The sequence below is a fragment of the Ruegeria arenilitoris genome, assembly GCF_013035425.1.
GTDB classification, from domain to species: domain Bacteria; phylum Pseudomonadota; class Alphaproteobacteria; order Rhodobacterales; family Rhodobacteraceae; genus Ruegeria; species Ruegeria arenilitoris_A.
In genome coordinates, this window is record NZ_WQHX01000006.1 from 89398 (window position 1) to 109182 (window position 19785).

At 52.3% G+C, this 19785-nt stretch carries 19 protein-coding genes; 6 read left to right on the top strand and 13 right to left on the bottom strand.

The annotated features are described in order from the left end of the window. Positions 1-78 precede the first annotated feature (78 nt). The gene (locus GOV45_RS16535) at positions 79-555 is read left to right on the top strand and encodes a fluoride efflux transporter FluC (RefSeq protein ID WP_254448025.1); all 477 of its coding nucleotides are present in this window, start codon (positions 79-81) and stop codon (positions 553-555) included. Next, a complete protein-coding gene (gene crcB, locus GOV45_RS16540; protein ID WP_170479827.1) occupies positions 552-914 on the top strand; it encodes a fluoride efflux transporter CrcB in 363 nt (120 codons plus the stop codon). The genes GOV45_RS16535 and crcB overlap by 4 nt, the downstream gene beginning before the upstream one ends. On the opposite strand, the gene GOV45_RS16545 is transcribed toward crcB, so the two are convergent. From GOV45_RS16545 to GOV45_RS16570, 6 genes are read right to left on the bottom strand one after another with little or no spacing between them, the layout of a single operon-like run. Further along, positions 911-2434 (bottom strand): DHA2 family efflux MFS transporter permease subunit, encoded by a 1524-nt coding sequence (locus GOV45_RS16545; RefSeq protein WP_170479829.1) that lies wholly within the window; start codon positions 2432-2434, stop codon positions 911-913. The two genes, crcB and GOV45_RS16545, sit on opposite strands and share 4 nt — an antisense overlap. Continuing rightward, positions 2434-3414: an HlyD family secretion protein gene (locus GOV45_RS16550; protein WP_170479831.1), complete on the bottom strand. Its 981-nt coding sequence runs from the start codon at positions 3412-3414 to the stop codon at positions 2434-2436. The genes GOV45_RS16545 and GOV45_RS16550 overlap by 1 nt, the downstream gene beginning before the upstream one ends. 36 nt (positions 3415-3450) lie before the next feature. Next, positions 3451-3777: a cytochrome o ubiquinol oxidase subunit IV gene (locus tag GOV45_RS16555; RefSeq protein ID WP_170479833.1), complete on the bottom strand. Its 327-nt coding sequence runs from the start codon at positions 3775-3777 to the stop codon at positions 3451-3453. Beyond that, positions 3770-4402 (bottom strand): cytochrome c oxidase subunit 3, encoded by a 633-nt coding sequence (locus tag GOV45_RS16560; protein WP_170479835.1) that lies wholly within the window; start codon positions 4400-4402, stop codon positions 3770-3772. Before GOV45_RS16560 ends, GOV45_RS16555 begins: the two co-directional genes overlap by 8 nt. Continuing rightward, complete coding sequence (locus GOV45_RS16565) at positions 4399-6489, bottom strand: cbb3-type cytochrome c oxidase subunit I (RefSeq protein ID WP_170479837.1); 2091 nt, start codon at positions 6487-6489, stop codon at positions 4399-4401. The genes GOV45_RS16560 and GOV45_RS16565 overlap by 4 nt, the downstream gene beginning before the upstream one ends. Then, positions 6486-7484: a cytochrome ubiquinol oxidase subunit II gene (locus GOV45_RS16570; protein ID WP_254448026.1), complete on the bottom strand. Its 999-nt coding sequence runs from the start codon at positions 7482-7484 to the stop codon at positions 6486-6488. Before GOV45_RS16570 ends, GOV45_RS16565 begins: the two co-directional genes overlap by 4 nt. A gap of 89 nt (positions 7485-7573) precedes the next feature. On the opposite strand from GOV45_RS16570, the gene GOV45_RS16575 reads away from it, so the two are divergent. From GOV45_RS16575 to GOV45_RS16590, 4 genes are all read left to right on the top strand, one after another. Continuing rightward, positions 7574-8809 carry a lytic murein transglycosylase gene (locus GOV45_RS16575; protein WP_170479839.1) on the top strand — a complete coding sequence of 412 codons (1236 nt, stop codon included), beginning with the start codon at positions 7574-7576 and terminating at the stop codon, positions 8807-8809. A gap of 325 nt (positions 8810-9134) precedes the next feature. Next, positions 9135-10028: a UTP--glucose-1-phosphate uridylyltransferase GalU gene (gene galU, locus GOV45_RS16580; RefSeq protein WP_170479841.1), complete on the top strand. Its 894-nt coding sequence runs from the start codon at positions 9135-9137 to the stop codon at positions 10026-10028. Positions 10029-10100: 72 nt separating this feature from the next. Next, a complete protein-coding gene (locus tag GOV45_RS16585) occupies positions 10101-11537 on the top strand; it encodes a mannose-1-phosphate guanylyltransferase/mannose-6-phosphate isomerase (RefSeq protein ID WP_170479843.1) in 1437 nt (478 codons plus the stop codon). Between the two features lie 219 nt (positions 11538-11756). After that, positions 11757-12833, top strand: a complete 1077-nt coding sequence (locus GOV45_RS16590) for a DUF2793 domain-containing protein (protein ID WP_170479845.1) — start codon at positions 11757-11759, stop codon at positions 12831-12833. On the opposite strand, the gene GOV45_RS16595 is transcribed toward GOV45_RS16590, so the two are convergent. From GOV45_RS16595 to GOV45_RS16625, 7 genes are all read right to left on the bottom strand, one after another. After that, positions 12830-13945 carry a helix-turn-helix domain-containing protein gene (locus GOV45_RS16595; protein ID WP_170479847.1) on the bottom strand — a complete coding sequence of 372 codons (1116 nt, stop codon included), beginning with the start codon at positions 13943-13945 and terminating at the stop codon, positions 12830-12832. The two genes, GOV45_RS16590 and GOV45_RS16595, sit on opposite strands and share 4 nt — an antisense overlap. A gap of 176 nt (positions 13946-14121) precedes the next feature. After that, positions 14122-14799: a GntR family transcriptional regulator gene (locus GOV45_RS16600; RefSeq protein WP_170479849.1), complete on the bottom strand. Its 678-nt coding sequence runs from the start codon at positions 14797-14799 to the stop codon at positions 14122-14124. A 1-nt stretch (position 14800) separates the two neighbouring features. Next, entirely contained in the window at positions 14801-15823 is a 1023-nt protein-coding gene (locus GOV45_RS16605; protein WP_170479851.1) for a trans-3-hydroxy-L-proline dehydratase, read from the bottom strand. 31 nt (positions 15824-15854) lie between these two features. Beyond that, positions 15855-16787, bottom strand: a complete 933-nt coding sequence (locus GOV45_RS16610; RefSeq protein ID WP_170479853.1) for a proline racemase family protein — start codon at positions 16785-16787, stop codon at positions 15855-15857. Then, positions 16778-17737 carry a dihydrodipicolinate synthase family protein gene (locus GOV45_RS16615; RefSeq protein WP_170479855.1) on the bottom strand — a complete coding sequence of 320 codons (960 nt, stop codon included), beginning with the start codon at positions 17735-17737 and terminating at the stop codon, positions 16778-16780. The genes GOV45_RS16610 and GOV45_RS16615 overlap by 10 nt, the downstream gene beginning before the upstream one ends. Positions 17738-17893: 156 nt before the next feature. Continuing rightward, positions 17894-18952, bottom strand: coding sequence for an ABC transporter ATP-binding protein (locus tag GOV45_RS16620; RefSeq protein WP_170480138.1), 1059 nt, complete (start codon positions 18950-18952; stop codon positions 17894-17896). Then, on the bottom strand, positions 18949-19755 hold the full coding sequence (locus GOV45_RS16625) for an IclR family transcriptional regulator (protein WP_170480139.1): 807 nt from the start codon (positions 19753-19755) through the stop codon (positions 18949-18951). The genes GOV45_RS16620 and GOV45_RS16625 overlap by 4 nt, the downstream gene beginning before the upstream one ends. Between the last annotated feature and the right edge of the window lie 30 nt (positions 19756-19785).

A 19785-nucleotide genomic window follows, 5' to 3' on the forward strand; every position in this document is an offset into this window, starting at 1 on the left:
AGATTGCCTTTTAATTGCAAGTCCTTGTCCATCGCGTAAGCCAATCTTGACGAAACGTGAACCGCACCAGCTTGACCTATGCTAGTTGATCCGAACAGACCCAGCCTGTATGTCGTAAAAAACCAGGCCAGGGCAGGATCAGTCACAGTGGCAAATTCAGCACCTGCCAGTGGGAATCGCGCCATAATGTACGGAGCCGTTTTTGTCGGTGGGGCGGCTGGTTCTTTGTTGCGAGAGTTATTTGCTCTTGAGATCCCCGGTGCGCCGTATTTAACGTCGACATTCGGCATCAACATCGTCGCCTGTTTCGTCTTAGGTTGGTTGTATTCCATCCGAAACAAGGTCCACGCTCACGTTTTGCACTTAGGCGCCGTCGGGTTCTGTGGGGGGCTGTCAACTTTTTCTTCGTTTGTTGCCGAGTTGGAGCGGCTGGCTGAAAACGCAGGAGGAATCGTGGTATTTGCCATTGCAGCGGAGATTTCCGTTGGATTGTTCGCAGCCATTTTGGGCGAAGCCGCCGGTCGTCGGTTTCACAGTACGAGGGTCCGCGAATGACCGAGTTTTACCTGCATGCCATGTTCTGTCTTGGTGGCGGATTGGGCGCGGTTCTTCGCCATTGGCTGGCACAACGGGTCACCCACGACCTACCTTTTTCAACGCTTATCGTAAATGTTATTGGCAGCCTGATATTGGGACTTTGGATTGGTTATCTGGGCGGTTCAAATGAGATGGGAGAAGAGGAAAAGCGCCTTGTATTCGGCTTCTGCGGTGGGTTCACGACGTTCTCCAGCTTTGCGTACCAGTCGCTGGAACTTCACCGCAATCGTACAATAACGCTGGCTGCGGGCAACATCCTGCTGAGCCTCGGACTCTGCTGGTTCGCGTTGTGGTTGGGTTTGGTTCTGACCGTCTAATGCGCCACCTGTGGTGCTGAAGCCCCGGGTTTCGGCGCACGACAGAAAAATAGTAATGGAATTGTCGCCAAAGCCAGGAAACCAAGATTGTTGAACACGGTAAGATACGAAATCATTTCGGCCTGACGGGAAATCTCTTGTCCTAGAATTGCAGCACCTTCTGCACTATCAGGTGTTAAACCAAGAGGTTGAAGATATGCTTGTGCGGCTGGATTGTAAGGTGTGACATTTTGGTTAAGCGTAGCTGTATTTGTTTGCAGCCCTCGAACCACCCAAGTTCCAACCAGTGAAATTCCAACAGATGAGCCCAACTGGCGTGTTACGTTGAACAAACCCGAGGCTTCGTCCTGACGACGTTTGGTGATGCTTTCGAAGGCAAGAATTGACATCGGTACAAATACCAATCCCATTCCAAGGCCGCTTACCGCGCCCGGCCAAGCCAACTGCCAAAATCCCGCATTCAGATTGAGAGTTCCAACCATGAAATTGCCTATTGCGGTCAGTAACAACCCAATACCGGCTAATACCCTTGGGTCAAACCGGGTAACCAAAGCCGAACCCGTCACTACCATTGATATCCCTGCTGCGACGCCGCGTGGAATAAACAAATGGCCAGATTCTATCACTGGATAGTTCAGCAGCGTTTGTACAAATGTTGGAATAATCGCGATGCCGCCGAACAATGACACGGCAAATCCAGCAATAATAAGGTTGCACAAGGCAAAGTTTCGATCCGCAAACAGCCGAAGATCAACGATTGGATGCTTTGTCGTGAGAGAGTGGTACACAAACCCAATCGCTCCGAGAACCGAAGCAATCAGCGCAACCTGTATCACCCTTGACGACAGCCAATCTTTTGTCTCGCCTTGATCCAGAATGAATTGCAGGCAGCCAATACCAACCGCCAACAGAGCAAGCCCTGTCCAATCGATGACAACTTCTTCGGTTTCGTCCTGTGGAAGTTCGCCCGTCAGCAATAGCAATGCCATTGCTGCAACCGGCAAGTTGACAAAAAACACCATTCGCCAAGAAAAATACTCGGTGAGAATTGCGCCTATCGTGGGACCCAGAACAGGAGCAACCACAACCCCAAGCCCGAAAACGGCCATAGCCTGCCCTCGTCTGTCTCTGGGAAACGCGTCAAACAGAATTGATTGAGAAAGAGGGATCAGAAAGGCACCGAACATACCTTGAGCCAGCCGAAAGGCGACGATCGTTTCCAAGCTCCACGACAATCCACACATCGCAGACATCGTCGCAAAACCAGTCACCGAAGTAAGTATCAACCGCCTTCGCCCGACACGTCGGGCTACGAACCCTGTCAAGGGCATAATCACCACAGCGGAAACGATATAACTGGTTAATATCCAAGTTGCTTGATCAGTTGTAGCGCCAAAAGCGGCTTGAATGTGCGGCAACGCTACATTGACTATGGTGCTGTCCAGCACCTCGAGAATTGCGCTTAGCACAACGGCGACCACTATCACCGGATTGACGTGGCTAACCGCCGCCACGTTCATTATTCGGACGTCGCCACTGTGGTGTCGACGACTACCTTGCTGCTTCCACCCACTCGTAACGGCGCGTCCGTCGGATCAAGTTGAATTCGAACCGGGAAACGGCGCGTTACCTTAACCCAATTTCCGCTGGAATTTTCTGACGGCAATAGTGAAAACGTATCTCCGGACCCACGCCCGATGGATGCGACCGTTCCGGTCAGAGTCGTTCCCGGCAACATGTCGATTTCTACCACCACGGGTTGTCCGGGTCGAATGCGGGGCAAAGCGGTTTCCTTGAAGTTCGCATCAATCCACCAACCCGCCGCCTCAACGATGGAAAACTGCGGGGCGTTTGCTGATACGGATGATCCTGGTCTCAAGGTCAGGTTGGCGATCCAACCGTCGGCCGCAGCGACAACATTGGTCCAAGTAATATTGGATTTTGCGATTTTGAACTGCGCCCTTGCAGATAATATTTCGTCCTGCTTGGCTGCTAAACCGCTTTGCAAGGCTAATAGACTTGATTGACTTGCAGTAAGCTGTGCGGCCGCCGACGCGAAGTCCGATGTTGTCTGATCCAAAGTCGCCTGTGCCAAGTCACCATTTGAAAACAGGGCTTTGGCGCGCTCCAGATTGTTTTGTGCCGTATCATAAGCTGACAGTGCGCTATCAACCGAAGCTTGCGCTGCAGCAATCTGCGTAGAATAAGATTGTGCCTGTTGAACCGCAGCGTCCAGATTGCTCCTGGCTTGATCAAAAGAAGCACTGAATTGGGTGTCGTCTATGGTGAACAGCAGGTCGCCACTTTTGACGAATTGGTTTTCTTCCACCAGAACTTCGGCTACCTGCCCAGTCAATTGCGGTGCAACAGAAATAATGTTTGCACCGACATATGCATCTTTGGTCGAAGGATACCGTTCTTCGTGCCGCCAAAACAGTAGTAGGGCGATTGTAATCACCCCCAAAATTGCGACGACGGCAACTGCCTTGAGTGTTCGCATGGCATTTCTCCCTTCGTCAACGATGCGCGTTGGGCGTTACATCGGGTGAATGTGCATCCGAATGGCAAGGTTCCCAAGTATCCAAACGGTGCCCAAAATGATAATTAACAGTACCAGAGTCGAAAACAGGATCAGATCCAGATCCTCCCTGCTGCTACGGCGACGGTCAATATGCAGAAAGTATACCAATTGCACGATCAGCTGTGCCAGGCCCAGCAATCCAATTGCAAGATAAACGTCGCGCGTTTCAATCCCGAATAGATGGGCAATTGAAAACACAATCAGGGTCAGCAACAGCGACCCGCCATATCCGATAACATAGCGGCGACGTTCGCGCCGATGCATTTCGGTACGTCTATCCATATGAAAGGCCTCCGAAATACACGATGGTAATGATACCGATCCATATCAGGTCGAGAAAATGCCAGAACAAAGCCAGTCGCACGACGCGAGACATCAGTAGGTCGGTCAAACCCATGATGCGCAACTGAATTCCAAGGACAATCAGCCAAAGACATCCCGCCGCAACATGTAGTCCGTGCAACGGAACCAACCCATAGTAGGCTGAAAGAAAACCACTACGCTGGGGAACCCCTCCCTTATCGGCCATTGCCATGAAATCGCGGATTTCCAACACCAGAAAGGTAAGACCAAGAATAAGGGTAACCCCAAACCAAAACACAATACGCACGCGGGGTAAGTTGTATTTCAACGCCAGCATCGCCAACCCAACAGTCAAACTGCTGGTCAACAAGATTATCGTTTGGGCGAAGATGCTTTTAAGGTCAAACAAATCGTGCGGACCCGGCCCCCCCGCTTGCGCATCGATCATTGTGATGTAGATGGCAAACATTAGTCCAAAATAGACCAGATCGCTCATAAGAAAGACCCAGAAGCCAAACGTAACGACTTCGGCGAACTTGTCGGCGCTGGCGTGATCCTGCCCGAGGTTTATTCCGGGGTAACTTTGTGGTGGGGCGCGTCTCATACCGCCGCCTCCATATCCGGCCGTGCAAGACCCTTGTTTTCTGATACTACCTCGTGGTCACGATCAACAGCGACAGTGCTATGGACTAGCCCAAGCCACGCTTCGTGATCCTTGCGCACCTCTTCTGCGGGGATGGTGATTTCGTTGTTCGTGTCAAAACTCCAAACAATTAGCGCCAGGATCATCAAGATCGTCGTAAAGATAACCAGCCACCAGATCCACCAAACCAAAGCGAACATCCAGATTCCGCTGAGCACGCAAAGTATGAAACCAATCCCGGTATTGCGAGGCACATCGATGTCCTCATAGGCATCCGGAGTTGGGTAAGCCACGCCGCGGCGTTTAGCTGCAGCAAAGTCATCCCTATCCCCGACTTGCGGGATTACCGCGAAATTATAGGGTGGGGGCGGCGACGGGATCGACCATTCCAACGTCCGCCCATCCCACGGATCACCGACAGGTACCCGGGATTTATCACGGTCCCGGATGCTGACCCAAAGTTGGATCAGGACCGAAAATAGACCGCAGGTAATGATAAGCGCGCCTATGATGGCTACGACCATAAAGGGTTGAAACGAAGGATCGCTGTAACTGAATGACCGGCGCGGCATTCCCATCAGACCTACGAAATATAAAGGCATGAAAGTCAGCAAGAACCCGACCGTCCAGCACAAAACTGAAACGCGGCCCCAAAACTCGTTCAACCGGAAACCAAAAGCTTTTGGGAACCAGTAATTATATGCAGCCAACATTCCGAACAACACGCCCGGCAACAGCACGTTATGGAAATGTGCGACAAGGAACAGAGTGTTATGAACCTGGTAGTCGACGGTTGGATTAGCCAAAATGACCCCGCTCAGCCCACCTATTACAAACAGCATCAGAAATGAAAGGCTGTACAACATCGGCACCGAAAACCGGATTCTTCCACGATAAAGAGTCGCCATCCAATCGTAGACTTTCACCCCGGTTGGGATCGCGATCAGCATCGTGGCAATGCCAAACACAGCATTGATCAAGGCGCTTTGTCCCATTGTGAAAAAGTGGTGCAGCCAGACGGTAAAAGACAGCACAGCTATACACATCGTCGCGATAACCAGCGAGTTGTAACCATAAAGTCGCTTGGCTGAAAAAGTCGCAAATATCTCGGAATAAACTCCGTAAGCCGGCAAGACTAGCAGATAGACTTCGGGATGACCAAACAGCCAAAAAAGGTTGGCATAGTTCATCATGTTGCCGCCCAGATCATTGGTGAAGAAATGAAAATCAAGATAACGATCGGCCGCCAACAAAAGTGCCGCCACACCCAAGGGAGGCATGGCAAAGATAATAAGGATTGAGCTGCTGATAATCGTCCAGCAGTACATTGGCAGACGCATGAACTTCATGCCGGGCGCCCGCAGTTTGTAAATAGTTACAGCAAAATTTATTCCTGTAAGTGTTGTGCCTACACCGGACACAACAATCGCCCAAATCCAATAGTCCGGACCGACGCCAGGATTGAAAGCCGCCCCGGTAAAAGGTGGATACGCGGTCCAACCACCAGTAGAAAACTCTCCCACCACCAAGGACACCATAAGCATCATTCCTGCGGAAACAGTAAGGCCCAGCCCAATCTGATTCATCCGAGGGAAAGCAACGTCGCGAGCGCCAATCATCAGGGGGATCAGAAAATTCGCGACACCAAAGACAAAGGGCACCGCTACAAAGAAAATCATGATTGTCCCATGTGTACTGAACAATTCAGCGAAGTGTTCAGCTTCCAAAAACCCGTCCCCTGGCCCGGCAGCTTGCTGGGCGCGCATGGCAACACCTTCCAGTACTCCGCGGGCAAGCATTACAATCGCAAAGACAATGTACATTATGCCAATTTTTTTGTGATCGACGCTTGTCAGCCAGTCTCGCCAAAGAGGTCCCCAAAGTCGAAAACAGGTCAAAAGCCCGACCACAACGATGACTCCGATTACGACGATGGCAGCTGCCGCGTTCGCGACGATTTCATTTGCGCTGGGGTTTTCAATCAAACCGGATACCGGAAAGGCATCCCAGCTTAGGCGGCCAAAAAAGCCTGAACCAGTGGAAGTCATTGGCTGATCTCCTCCCCGAACGCAGTGGTCCCGGGTTGCTGGTTCAACTGCAGGGGCTTCCCGCTGTGGTAGCGGCCCAAAATCGTGTGAAACAAATCATCGTCTTCTAAACTGAAATAGAGTGCATTGTCGGGCATGTCTGAATTGCCCAAATCAGCTTGTACCTCGTCTCGGTCCGTTCGCTTTGCAAGCGTCAGATAGGTGGGCGCGTCAAGCAAGATACCCTTGCTCCTCACAGTGTTGACCCAAGCATTGAAGTCTTCCTGTTGCATCGCCACAGTAGCGAATTTCTGCTTGGTAAAGCCGCGCCCATTATATTGTGTGTTCTCTCCCTGCATTGTCTGGGGTGAATCCGCGACGAGGTGCAACTGAGTTGTCATTCCCGGCATCGCGTAGATTTGACCTGCTAGCGCCGGGATCATAAACGACTGCATCACCGTATCGGTCGTCAGACTCAAAGCTATTTGCTTTTTGACCGGAATCCCAAACTCGCCAACACTGGCGATGCCCAAATCGGGATAGATGAACAACCATTTCCAATCCAACCCAACGACCTGCACACGCAGGGCCGGTTCTTCACCAAAGGGTGACGCGTATGGGTCCAGCCTGTGCGTCGCTTTCCAAAGATAATAAGACAGAATGGCCACTATCAGAACAGGTACACCCCACATCATGAATTCCAGTCCGGCCGAAAAATCCCAATCGGGTCGGTAGGTAGAGGTGCTGTTCTTGCGACGTCGGTACTTAATCACAATTAACGGGACAAGAACCAGAACTGGAACAACCGCTATCATTATTAGTGCCGTTGCACGCAGCAAATGGGTCTTTTGTACTGCCGCAATAGGCCCTTGCGGCTTCATGAAACTATCGCTTGCGCCGGCTATTTGAACCGATGCTAGGAATGCTGCAGCGGCAACCAGTATCAGCGCCATTGCAATGGGCATTTTGGATATCCGCAAGCCTGCCTGCCCCTCTGAGTTCTCGATTTCGGTCAACTATCGACAGAGTTGGCAGAATTCTCAAGGATTTTTCAAATCTTACCATATCAGTTGACATAGGGGCTCGCACCAGAGACACCGGAAGCATGCGTTTATTTGCGATTATCATCGGTCTGATCTTTAGCGCTACGACGGCTTACCCACAGGATCGAACCGCGGTGGAAAGGCAATTCCAGACTTGGTTGCAAAATACAATTGGTCCTGTAGCTAGGGAAAATGGGATTTCCGAAAGAACGCTGAACCAAGCCTTCGCAGGCATTACATTGAACTGGAAACTGCCTGATCTGATTCCTCCCGGGAGTCAGGCAACAACACCCAAAACCCAGAAACAGGCGGAATTCGGTTCGCCGGGGCGGTACTTTAACGCAAACTCGGTTAAGGGTGCAGCTTCGGTCGGGAGAAAGATGGCTCAACGTCATGCTGCCACTTTAGCTAGGGTTGAAAGGCAAACCGGCGTGCCTGAACGTATCATATTGGCGATTTGGGGACGAGAGAGTGGATATGGGCAAGTTCCAATTCGCCATGATGCGTTTCAAGTTCTGGCAACGAAGGCATTCATGAGCACTCGCGCGGAATATTTCACAGGTGAACTGATCGCCGCGCTTAAAATAGCAGAGGATAGGCACACCCCCGCGCACGGGTTGAAAAGCAGCTGGGCTGGGGCATTGGGGCAGCCGCAGTTCATGCCCTCAAGTTTTCTCAAGTATGCAGCGGACGGAACGGGAGATGGCCGCGCTGACATCTGGAACTCACCCGAGGATACAATAGCCTCAATCGCGAATTATCTGATGCAACACGGCTGGGTGTCCGGACGGGACTGGGGTTTTGAAGTATTGGTGCCCGAGAACGTAACATGTGCGCTTGAAGGTCCCGATCAAGGTCGCCCAATCCGCGATTGGGTAGCCGATGGGGTAAAAAGGGTATCAGGTCGCCCGTTTCCTGCCCACGAATTGATTGCCGAAGGATATCTTATGATGCCAGCCGGCAGGAATGGACCTGCCTTCTTAGTTACCCCGAACTTTTATGTTTTGAAGGACTACAACACCAGCGATCTTTACGCTCTTTTCGTGGGCCATGTAGGTGACCGGATAGAATTTGGCGTAGGCGATTTCAGCGGTGATTGGGGTAATGTTGGTGGGCTTTACAGATCCGACATTGCAGCTATGCAAAGAGCATTGGAAGACATGGGGCATGATGTCGGTGGCGTGGATGGTCTACCTGGATACAAAACCCGACGATCGATCGGGCGGTGGCAACAGGCCACTGGCCAGGAACCCACGTGTTTTCCAAAAATCGAAATGAAAGCCCACTTAATTCCCTAATATCGGGCCCATAAACCTGAATGGAGTTTCGAAGAAACCCGGAGGTTACAGAAATACTGGAACCGGTAGCCTGCATCTTTCGCAATTGCCATGGAGCATTAGTTCGATGAAACGATTGTTGCTCACGTCTGATCAAGTTCTTCCAAGGCTGCAGTTCGGATTTTGGCGCAACATCTGCCTTTGACTCGCATAGCGGGCGATGGCAGGTTCTAAACTGTTGATGCCTGAAATGGCGAGTGAGATTGATTGATACGGCTGGGCGTCTTATGAGTGGGCGCCGGCCATTTTGCAAAATGCCGGATTACGTTCGAGTTTGAGAGGTCACATGGCACGCAAAGTCACCAAGGCGATATTCCCAGTGGCGGGATTGGGTACGCGTTTTTTGCCGGCAACAAAATCTGTGCCAAAAGAGATTATGACGTTGGTCGACAGGCCGCTGGTCCAATACGCAATCGATGAAGCCCGCGCTGCTGGGATCAAAGAGTTTATCTTTGTGACGTCCCGCGGAAAATCTGCGCTTGAGGATTACTTCGACCACAACTTGGTCCTTGAACAGGAACTAAAGGCCAAGGGAAAAAGCGAACTGCTGGAAACCCTGAACGCGACGAATATGGAAAGCGGAGCCATCGCTTACATCCGTCAACACAAAGCCCTGGGATTGGGTCACGCTGTTTGGTGCGCCCGACGCTTGATTGGTGACGAACCCTTTGCAGTCATGTTGCCAGATGATGTCATCGCAGCGAGCAAACCTTGCCTACAGCAGATGATAGAAGCTTATGAGGAAACCGGTGGCAACATGGTCGCCGCCATGGAAGTTCCAAACGAAAGAACAAGCTCTTACGGGATTCTGGACGTGGGCGACAATGTCGGCACCGTAGTACGGGCCAGAGATATGATTGAAAAACCAGACCCGAAAGTTGCTCCATCGAACCTTGCTGTTATTGGTCGTTATGTGCTGGGCCCGTCTGTCCTGTACAATTTAAATAAAAAGAAGCAAGGCAGCGGTGGTGAAATACAACTGACTGATGCAATTGCGGAAGATATCAGTAACGGCGTTCCCGTATTTGGATACAAATTTGATGGTCAACGCTTTGACTGCGGCTCCAAGTCGGGTTTTCTACAGGCAACCGTTGCGTTCGCCCTAGCGCGTGAAGAGTTGCGCGACGATCTGCATCAATATCTGCAAGATGTCATCGCCTCGGACAAAGCCGCTCAATAGCGCAAATTTCTTCAGTTGTTTGTCGGCAATAGCGATACTTCTAGGGATTGTTGATCAAAGGGAATGGATACTATGAGTAACGTCTACCCGGTTATCCTGTGTGGAGGGTCGGGCACGCGCCTTTGGCCATTGTCTCGCAAGAGTTATCCCAAACAATTCGTTCCATTGATTGGCGAGACGAGCCTACTACAACAATGCGCTGAACGGCTGAAAGGCCCAAACCACGAGCCCTACTCTAACCCTTTGATTTTAACCAATGAAGTCTTCCGGTTCATTGTTCCTGAACAATTGGCTGAAGTTGGCGTTGATCCTGGTCCGGTTTTGATAGAACCCAATGGTCGCAACACGGCTCCGGCCGTGCTAGCTGCAGCTTTGTATCTTGCCGCTGAAAATCCAGAAGCAATCATGTTGGTTGCGCCTTCAGATCACGTTCTACCAGACACATCAGCATTTCATAATGCCGTTGAAGAAGGATTACGTGCCGTTTCAGAACGTCAGGAACTAGTTACGTTCGGTATCACTCCAGATCGACCAGAGACAGGTTATGGTTACCTGAAACTCAGCCATGCTCCTGACAAATCTGGCGCGGCAGTTCCATTGGAACGGTTTATTGAAAAACCGGATGCCGAAAACGCCAAGTCCATGGTGGCTGATGGTACCTATTTGTGGAATTCCGGCATCTTTCTGTTCGCGGTCAGGGACATTCTTGCAGCCTATGAAGAGCACGCACAGAATCTAATTAACCCAGTTCGGCAGGCGGTCGAAGATGCCCGGACCGATCTGGGTTTCTTACGTTTGGACCAAAAGGCTTGGGACACGATTGAGAACATCTCAATAGACTACGCGGTAATGGAAAAGTCCAATAATCTCAGCGTGGTACCCTATACGGCAGGTTGGTCCGACGTGGGTAGTTGGTCGGCGGTTCAGGAATTGGGCAAGCCGGATGCGGATGGCGTTGCGACCATGGGCGAAGTCACCACGATTGACTGCCGCAATGTTTTGGTTCGTTCAGAATCAGACGCTCAAGAGGTGGTCGCTCTGGGACTAGAGAACATGATAACCGTAGCTATGCCAGACGCCGTGTTGGTTGCCAGTATGGATCGGGCACAAGATGTCAAACTGGCCGTTGAAGCCCTTAAGGCAAAAGGTGCAAAACAAGCCGAAGCTTTGCCAGTGGATCATCGGCCATGGGGCTGGTTCGAAAGCCTGGTGATTGGCGACCGTTTTCAGGTCAAACGCATTCATGTTCACCCTGGCGCCGCATTGAGCCTTCAGTCACACCACCACCGTTCAGAGCACTGGATTGTGGTGGAGGGAACTGCCGAAGTAACGATCGGCGAGAACATACAGCTCGTTTCGGAAAATCAATCGGTATACATCCCGCTTGGGGCCAAGCACCGAATGAAAAACCCAGGCAAGGTGCCAATGGTGCTGATCGAAGTGCAGACAGGCAGTTACTTGGGTGAAGACGACATTATTCGATACGAAGACGTATATGCTCGTAGCTGATACCGTCGAAACTAGTACCCAAAAATTCGAATCAATTTGTTAGAGGCAATTTTCTCTATTGGAAACAATGGGCAATTTATCAAGTTTTTGTCTTCATTTCTGCACTTAAGACGTAAACGAAATCTTCCCAAGGCGTTCGGCCAAATCAGACCAGATTCACGCGATGTCAGGCAAATTGGCACAGATCAATGTCTGGCCATAGCCACAGGAGGACGCCGCGTGCCGCAGAACACACCTAGATTGAACCTACCATTCCTACAACCTTCCCAGGCGCAGAAACATGTCACGCACAACGAAGCCCTGCGCAAGCTCGATCTAACCGTGCAACTTTCCCTTACGTCTCTGAACTCCATCACGCCGCCTGCTGTTCCAAATCAGGGTGACATCCACGCGCTTGGGGCAACACCAACGGGCGATTGGACGGGACATGCCGGAAAGCTTGCTGCGTGGATCGATACAGCCTGGCATTTCGTAGCACCCGAAACCGGATGGCTCGCATGGGATCTTTCGTCGGGCAGTCTCAAGGTCTGGGATGGATCCCTTTGGATTGACCCGCCTATCTCCACGGACAACTTGCCCGGAGTTGGTGTCGGAACGGACCATGACAGTACAAATAAACTGTCAGTGCGCGGAGCAGCCACATTACTCAGCCACGAAGGCCATGGTCACCAATTGAAAATCAACAAGGCGAACGCGGGCGAGACCGCCTCCTTGTTGTTTCAGTCCAACTGGACAGGTCATGCCGAAATGGGCTTGTCAGGAAGCACAGGATTTTCAGTCAAGGTATCTGCAGATGGTGACACTTGGAATGAGGCCTTGCGGTTCGACCCCGCAACAGGGCTGGCTAGCGGGTCAGCAGTTCAAGCCAGCGCCAACGACACCACAGCCGGACGCCTGATGCGGGCGGACTACGGATTCGGACCAGGAAATCTGTTGGGAACAGTTTCAGAACTTGCTGGTGCGCCGACAGGCGCAGTGATCGAACGCGGCGGTAATGCAAGCGGCGATTACGTTCGTTTCGCCGACGGCACACAAATCTGCTCGGGGAGTTTAAGTGCCGTTACTTGCCAGACGCCAGAAGGCTCCCTTTTTGCAAGCCAGACATCCAACTGGACATTTCCCATGGCCTTCGCGGCTGATTCTACTCCAGCGGTCAGCGGTAATGGAGGAGTATCCGGAAGATTCCTTGGATGCGATGCACCATCAACGACACAGGTAGTTATCAAAGTATTGTCCACCATCGCAGATGCCACTGAGGCAGCCCCGACAGTTCTTGCCCTAGGCCGGTGGTATTAATCTTGTCGCAAAACCGGATCACTCCCGGCGGCTGATAAATCAGCGGTCCAGACCCTGTAACGTCCTTGACCAGTTACCTCGCGGATAAGGTCTCGTTGCACAAACAAATCCAGGTTTCTTTGGATTGTAGCTCGGGACGCCTTTGTCAGCTCTGCGGCAAGTGGGGCTGACACCATCGGCCATGCCCTCAACGCGTCGACTAAAACTGGCGGGGTTCGGCCGCTCAGGTCGCGCGTCAAGTCACGCGCGCGATCCTCCCAAACAGCTACGCGTTCAAGATGCAACAACGCGGCCAACACTGCTTGTCCTGCGCCTTGTATCCAGGCTGCCAGCCTCTCGTGTGGCTGACCGGATCCGCGCAGCGCAGAGGGCCCAGACAAGGCCAGCGGCATGAACGTGGCACCACCCCGCCCCATCGTCGCACTGTGACGGGCTGCGATGACAGCCGCTTCGGTATCTTGACCGACTCTTTCGGACAATGCGCGCCAAGCGTGAAAGGAAATCGCAGCCTGCGTAACCGGATGCAAACTGAATGCGTCATGCATTACATCTGCGAGATCGGCAACCGCCTCGGGGGTGTCTTCGACACCTTGTGCCTGCCGGTCCAGAAAGGAAGTCAGACCGGACCTCCAGCCACCTTCGGAGGGACCTGCACCCTGAGCAAGGCGACGCACCGCCCATCCAGCGCGAAACAGGGCTTGCGAGTCGTCAGCCGTAGCTCCGATGCGTAAACCACACCATAAAGCCAATCGGTCTACACCAATACGATCCCCGGTCCACCAACCAAGATCCGAAACGTCCATCAACGCTAATCGGTGCACCCAGCCTTTAGGTCCGTTCCGCAACCTTTCGTCCAATGCTCCGAACGTCACCGCCAGTTCTGCCAGTTCCGACGATAGCTCCGCCTGTGCAGTACGCCAGTCGCGTGGGTCGAACAGCATTTGGCGATCAACCCGAGGCCCAGGCGGAAGGAAGTTATCCTGTCCCTGATTTTCGGGAGGTGGAATAAACCATAGGTCATCCTCGTCGGCCTCATCTGTATCATAGATACTGCGCGGACCTTCATCCGCTTTGTCCTCATCAGTATCTGGATAGGTAGGTATTGGCTTCATACCCTCTATTCTTCGGACATTTTCGAACGTTAACAAGGGATTTTCTAGTTTGAAGCTGGCAGTCACTTAAATCACTTTTAGCCTGCCAAACCTGATATTACCTTTAAATGAAAGCGTAATACGGGTCGCGCACGAGTTGCATGGTTGGACGAACATTCTAATTCTGCTCGATTAAATTAGAGCCGATCAGTGCGACGATCTGCAATCAGGGCCACCAGTTGTTTTTTAGTGCGTCCTATATGTTGCGCCAAAAGTCCGCATGCCGCGTCGACCTGACCCGCTTTCGCCAGCTCCAGCAGTTCGCGGTGTTCCTTTCGGGCCCGTTTGCGCTTTTTCATTACGCTCAAATGCATTCGGATATATCTGTCGGATAGCAATGACACCTTATGCAGCAGGTCATTTGTCAAGCTGCGCCCGGCTGCCGCGTAAAGCGAGGCGTGAAACCGTTGATTCAGCATTCCCCACTGGCTTACGTCGTTAACGTCATATGACAACTCCATTTGATCCAGAATGCCCTGGCATTTTTGGAGTTGTGCCGCAGTCATCGCCGGAATGGCACGACGAAAGAGATCAACTTCGATAAGCGCTCGTAAATCGAAGATCTCGGAAATTTCGTCAAGCGAATGCTCCGTAACCGTGGCACCGCGATTGTTTTCCAACTGCACCAGACCTTCGGCATCCAACTGCTTCAACGCTTCCCTTACCGGCATACGCGAGACATCATATTCATCAGCTAGCGCTTCTTGCCGAATCGTTTCTCCTTCCACTAGCTCGCCTCTCAAAATCCTCTCTCGCAGATCACTCGCGATTACGTCTGGAAGGCTTTGCCGATGGATTGCGCGTTTTGCCGACATCCTACGCGCCCCATGTGTCACTTAGGCGATATCCGTCCGGCCAAGGATCGTCGGGGTCCAGCATGTGCTGGTGAATTCCCGTGATCCATCCTCGGCCCGAGATTTCCGGGGTGATCGCAACCCGCCCGCTCAGATCGATCTTGTCGATAATTCGGCACCGGAACTCACTGTCTATGACAGAACGCGCGTAATAATGATCTGTTAGTTGCATCTGCCCCTTCGCCAGAAAAACGGCCATCCGGGCCGAAGCTCCGGTGCCGCACGGTGATCTGTCTAATTTTCCGGGCTTGATTGCGACTGTATTTCGGCTGGTCAGCACGTTGCCCTCGCGCTTGAGCGCTCCGGCAATCTGGCAGAACGAAATATGGTTCCAGTCTCTGGTCGGGTGGTTGAAACCCAGTTGTTCGTTGGCCGCGTCGGTTATCCTCGCGCCTGTTCGTGCCAGTTCTTTTCCCTCGTCTGGAGTTAACTCAAAATCCAGATCCGCAGCGTTGACGATAACAAAACTGTCGCCTCCAAACGCAGTGTCTACTCGCAACGTTCCAATACCAGCCACTTCAATCCGCGCGTCCAGTTGGTCAACAAAGCTGGGAACGTTCTGAACATAGATACGCTCTGCCTTACCGTTTCGGCACTCTGCCCTTACGCGCACCAATCCACCCGGAGCCTCGAGCGTCAGATGTGTCTCTGGTTCTTGCATTGGGAAAAGCCCGCCGTCCAACAACACGGTCGAGACACAAATCGAGTTTGATCCGGACATAGGCGGCGTATCTTCCGGTTCCATAATAATGAATGCCGCATCGGCCTCAGGATTCTTGGCAGGGACCAGAAGGTTGACGTGGCGAAAGACGCCTCCGCGCGGTTCGTTAAGTAAGAAATTTCTCAGCGTCTGGTCATTTGCTAAAAAGCCCCGCTGGTCCCAAACTGTGTCCCCAGGAGGGGGGACCACTCCGCCCACTATTACATCTCCTACCTCGCCTTCAGCATGGGCAGAAATCACATGAATGGTTTTGCTGCTTCGCACGGCGCGTCCTTCTGAAAACGGATGATCGGCATTAAATCTCTATCCCGGAACGGAAGGGATCATTCGCATCAAACATCAAATTCGCCTCAGACATGATGAATGCCTGACCTTTAATCCTGGGTATGATACCTCCGTTTGGCCCGAGCTTGTACGACAGGTGATAAGTGCTGCCGATAACGCTTTCCTGAATGATCTCCTCGCCTTCTGCCAATTCACCTTCTGCCGCAAGACAAGCCAAACAAGCGGAACAGCCAGTGCCACAGGGTGATCGGTCATAGTTGTTGTCTGGGCAAAGAACAAAATTGCGGCCGCTCACCCCCTTGCGAGGGGACTGTTCTTGTAGGATTACATGATCCACCGGTTCCGAGTTCGCACCTTTTAAGCCGCTGGCCATCGCGGCTTTGCGAATAGCGATTGTCAGCTTTGTCATCGCGGCAATATTGCTGGTTTCCACTGGTATCGGGCTGGGATCAACAATGAAGAACCAATTCCCGCCATACGCCACATCCCCAACAACGCACCCATGACCGGGCACATCCAAATTCACAGCTCGTCGCACTCTGCGGCTTTCGATGTTGGTCACGCTAACTGTGTTCTCGTCGTGCAATTCGACAGTTACCACCCCAGCAGGAGTTTCTATTCGATGTATTCCGGTATCAATTCGACCCAAATGCGCTAGCGTCACAGCCAACCCGATTGTGCCATGACCACACATGCCCAATACAGCGTCGACATCGAAATAGATGACACCAGTCACGCATGAACGGTCGACTGGTTCCACCAGCATCGCGCCGACCATCGCCGGTTGGCCGCGCGGCTCCAACAAGATCGAACGATAAAGTTCCTTGTAATCTGCAGCCAACCGTAACGCTCGCTCCGCTAAAGTACCAGAACCCAGATCTGGTGCACCCGTGAGGATAACTCTCGTAGGTTCACCTCCTGTGTGGCTGTCAATCACATGCATTCGGCAATGACCCCACCCTGTTTTGACCAATCTGCAAACCATTTGCGAAACAAGTCATATTGCTGTTCGCAATAATTCTTCTGCGCATCGGTCAGAGAGTCAGAGGCGTTGAAATGGAGACGGTATTCCTGTTCGCCATTCAGAACAAGCAAGTGTTTGTAGTAAAGAACAAGGTCCGGACCCTCGTCAAAGCTGGACAACACCTGAATTGCCTCGGTTAATTCCTGCGCTCGCTGACGTGCCTCGGCATGACCGTTCGCCGCTTTTTCGGACAAAGCACCCAAAAGCAGCGTTTCGGCAGGCAAAGCATTACCTATACCCGTAATAGAACCAGTTGCTCCGCAATTGACATAACCATGATAGACTTCGGTATCCACACCGACCATTAGGGTAACCTGATTATCCTTGCTGGTGATGTTTTCCGCTGCATAGCGCAGATCTTCGCCGCCTCCGAACTCCTTGAACCCGATCAGATTTGAATGTTCGGCGCGTAGTTCAAAAAACAGATCTGCACGCGTAGCAAAACCATAATACGGGCTATTGTAGATGATCGCAGGTACGTCCGGCGCAGCGGACAAAATTTCCCTAAAATGGTTCTTCTGAGCCGCAGCCGAGCTGCCACGCGATAGAACCCGCGGGATCACCATCAAACCCACTGCACCGCATTTCTGCGCATGAGAGGCAAGGGCCACTGCGGATTTCGTATTGATTGCACCAGTACCAACAACCACTGGCAGCCCCGCATCGGTCAATCGCTCGACGCCTTCCATTCGCTGTGCATCGGTCAGCAGCGGCCAGTCACCCATCGAACCGCAATAAACCACGGCGGACATACCTGCCGCAACTAACTCACTCCCTTTTCGAACAAGCGCATCGAAATCCGGAACGCGACCTTCTGTGCAAGGGGTCATGAGAGCCGGCATAGTGCCGGTAAAAACGTTTGAAACCATAGTTTATTCCTCGGTGAGTCAATGTCCGGCAAACCAGAATTCAGCGTATTGAATTTCATTATCGGATATTGGATACAATATCCATAGTTTCCGCAAGTCAGAAGATTGTGCCCGATTGTCAATCGGGCACACTGTCAAGTAACCAGAGCTTTCTGACTACCGCAACCGAAGACCATTTTCCGGATCAAATAGCATCGCGCGCTCGGGTTTGACCGATATACCTATCCGTTCACCCTGCGCGCTACGCTCATCTTCACGTTCTTCTACGATCAGTTTATCACCGTTCGGCGTCAATAGGTAAGAGTAAGACACGCCGCCCAACGCTTCGGTCAGGTCCACCGTGCAACTGTCACTTGCTCGGTCGATTTGAATGTGCTCCGGGCGAATCCCAAGGGTCACGCGGCTTGCATTCGTAGGCACGCTGCTTGTGACCGGTATCGCATCCGTCAACGCGGGATGGCGGACCATGCCATCCACAACATCACACTCCAAAAAATTCATTGCAGGAGAACCGATGAAGCCTGCGACAAACTTGTTGTCTGGGTCTCTATACAGATCCATAGGCGCGCCGACCTGTTCAATTCGTCCGTCGCGCAAGACGACGATCTTGTCAGCCATCGTCATCGCCTCGACCTGATCGTGTGTCACGTAAATCATCGTTGCGCCGATTTCGTTGTGTAAACGAGCGATTTCAACTCGCATTTCCACCCGAAGCTCGGCGTCCAGGTTCGACAGAGGTTCGTCAAACAAAAATACTTCCGGACCACGGACGATTGCACGGCCAATCGCAACTCGCTGCCGCTGGCCGCCGGAAAGCGCCTTGGGCTTTCGCTTAAGATATTGGTCCAGTTTCAGGATGTTCGACGCCTCCTGAACTTTCTGATCAATTTCCGATTTAGCAACGCCGTTCATTCGCAATCCGAAGCCCATGTTCTCTGCGACGCTCATATGCGGGTAAAGCGCATAGGTCTGGAACACCATCGCCACACCGCGCTTGGCAGGGTCCATATGGGTTACATCACGGGCGCCAATGTGAATTTCACCCTCTGAGGTTTCTTCGAGTCCAGCGATCATTCGTAGTAGTGTAGATTTGCCACAACCCGAGGGACCCACAAAAACACAAAATTCACCGTCCTCGATTTGTAAGTCGATACCGTGAATGACCTGGGTCTGGCCGTACCGTTTGATTGCGCGGTTCAGAGTTACACCTGTCATGTCGCTTGCATCCTGTCGTTGCTTACCTTTGCGCGGGTCTCGGGGAACCGCCATGCCTGAGCCTCGGCCCCTATCTGCTCTGCCACTCGGCGAACTCGGGGGACCCAGGCCTCTAATTGATTGAAATCCATACGTTCGGTCGACCCTGTGACCGAAATTGCACCAAGCATCCGGCTACCGGACGTCAAAACCGGACAAGCCACACAAATGATGCCAGGCTCATGCTCTTCGTCGTCTATTGCGTAGCCGCGTTGACGGATCAGGTCGAGGTCAGCCCGCAGCGCGGCCTCGGATGTCAGGGTTTTATCAGTAAAACGATGGTAGCTTTGCTGCGAAACAGCCTCATTCAGAGAGTCTTCATCCAGAAAGGCCATCATCGCCTTACCAACACCCGTGCAATATGCTGGCCCGACTTTGCCCGCCTGCGAATACATTTCAATGGGCTGGGCGGCGTTCCGCTTGTCGACGTACAGCACCTGGCTTGAGTCGAGCTGAGCCAGATGCACTGTTTCACCGGTGTCCTTACTAAGAGCATCCAAAAAAGGTCGTGCAATTGGCGCCAGAGAACTCTGCGTCCATGCCGCATGTGCCAATCGGACCAAACGCATACCCGGAGCGTAGGTTTGTCTTTCAGGGTCGTAGGACAACATGCCCTGATTGGTCAGAACCTGCAGAAATCTGTAAAGCGTCGCCTTGGGAAAATTGCTGCGGTCCAATAGCTCCGCAAACCGAACAGGTCGCTCAAAAGCAGCCACCTGATCCAGCACGTCACATGCCTTACCTATGGTTCCGTCACCAGCCACAGCTGTCTTATCTCCTCCCATTCCCTCGGG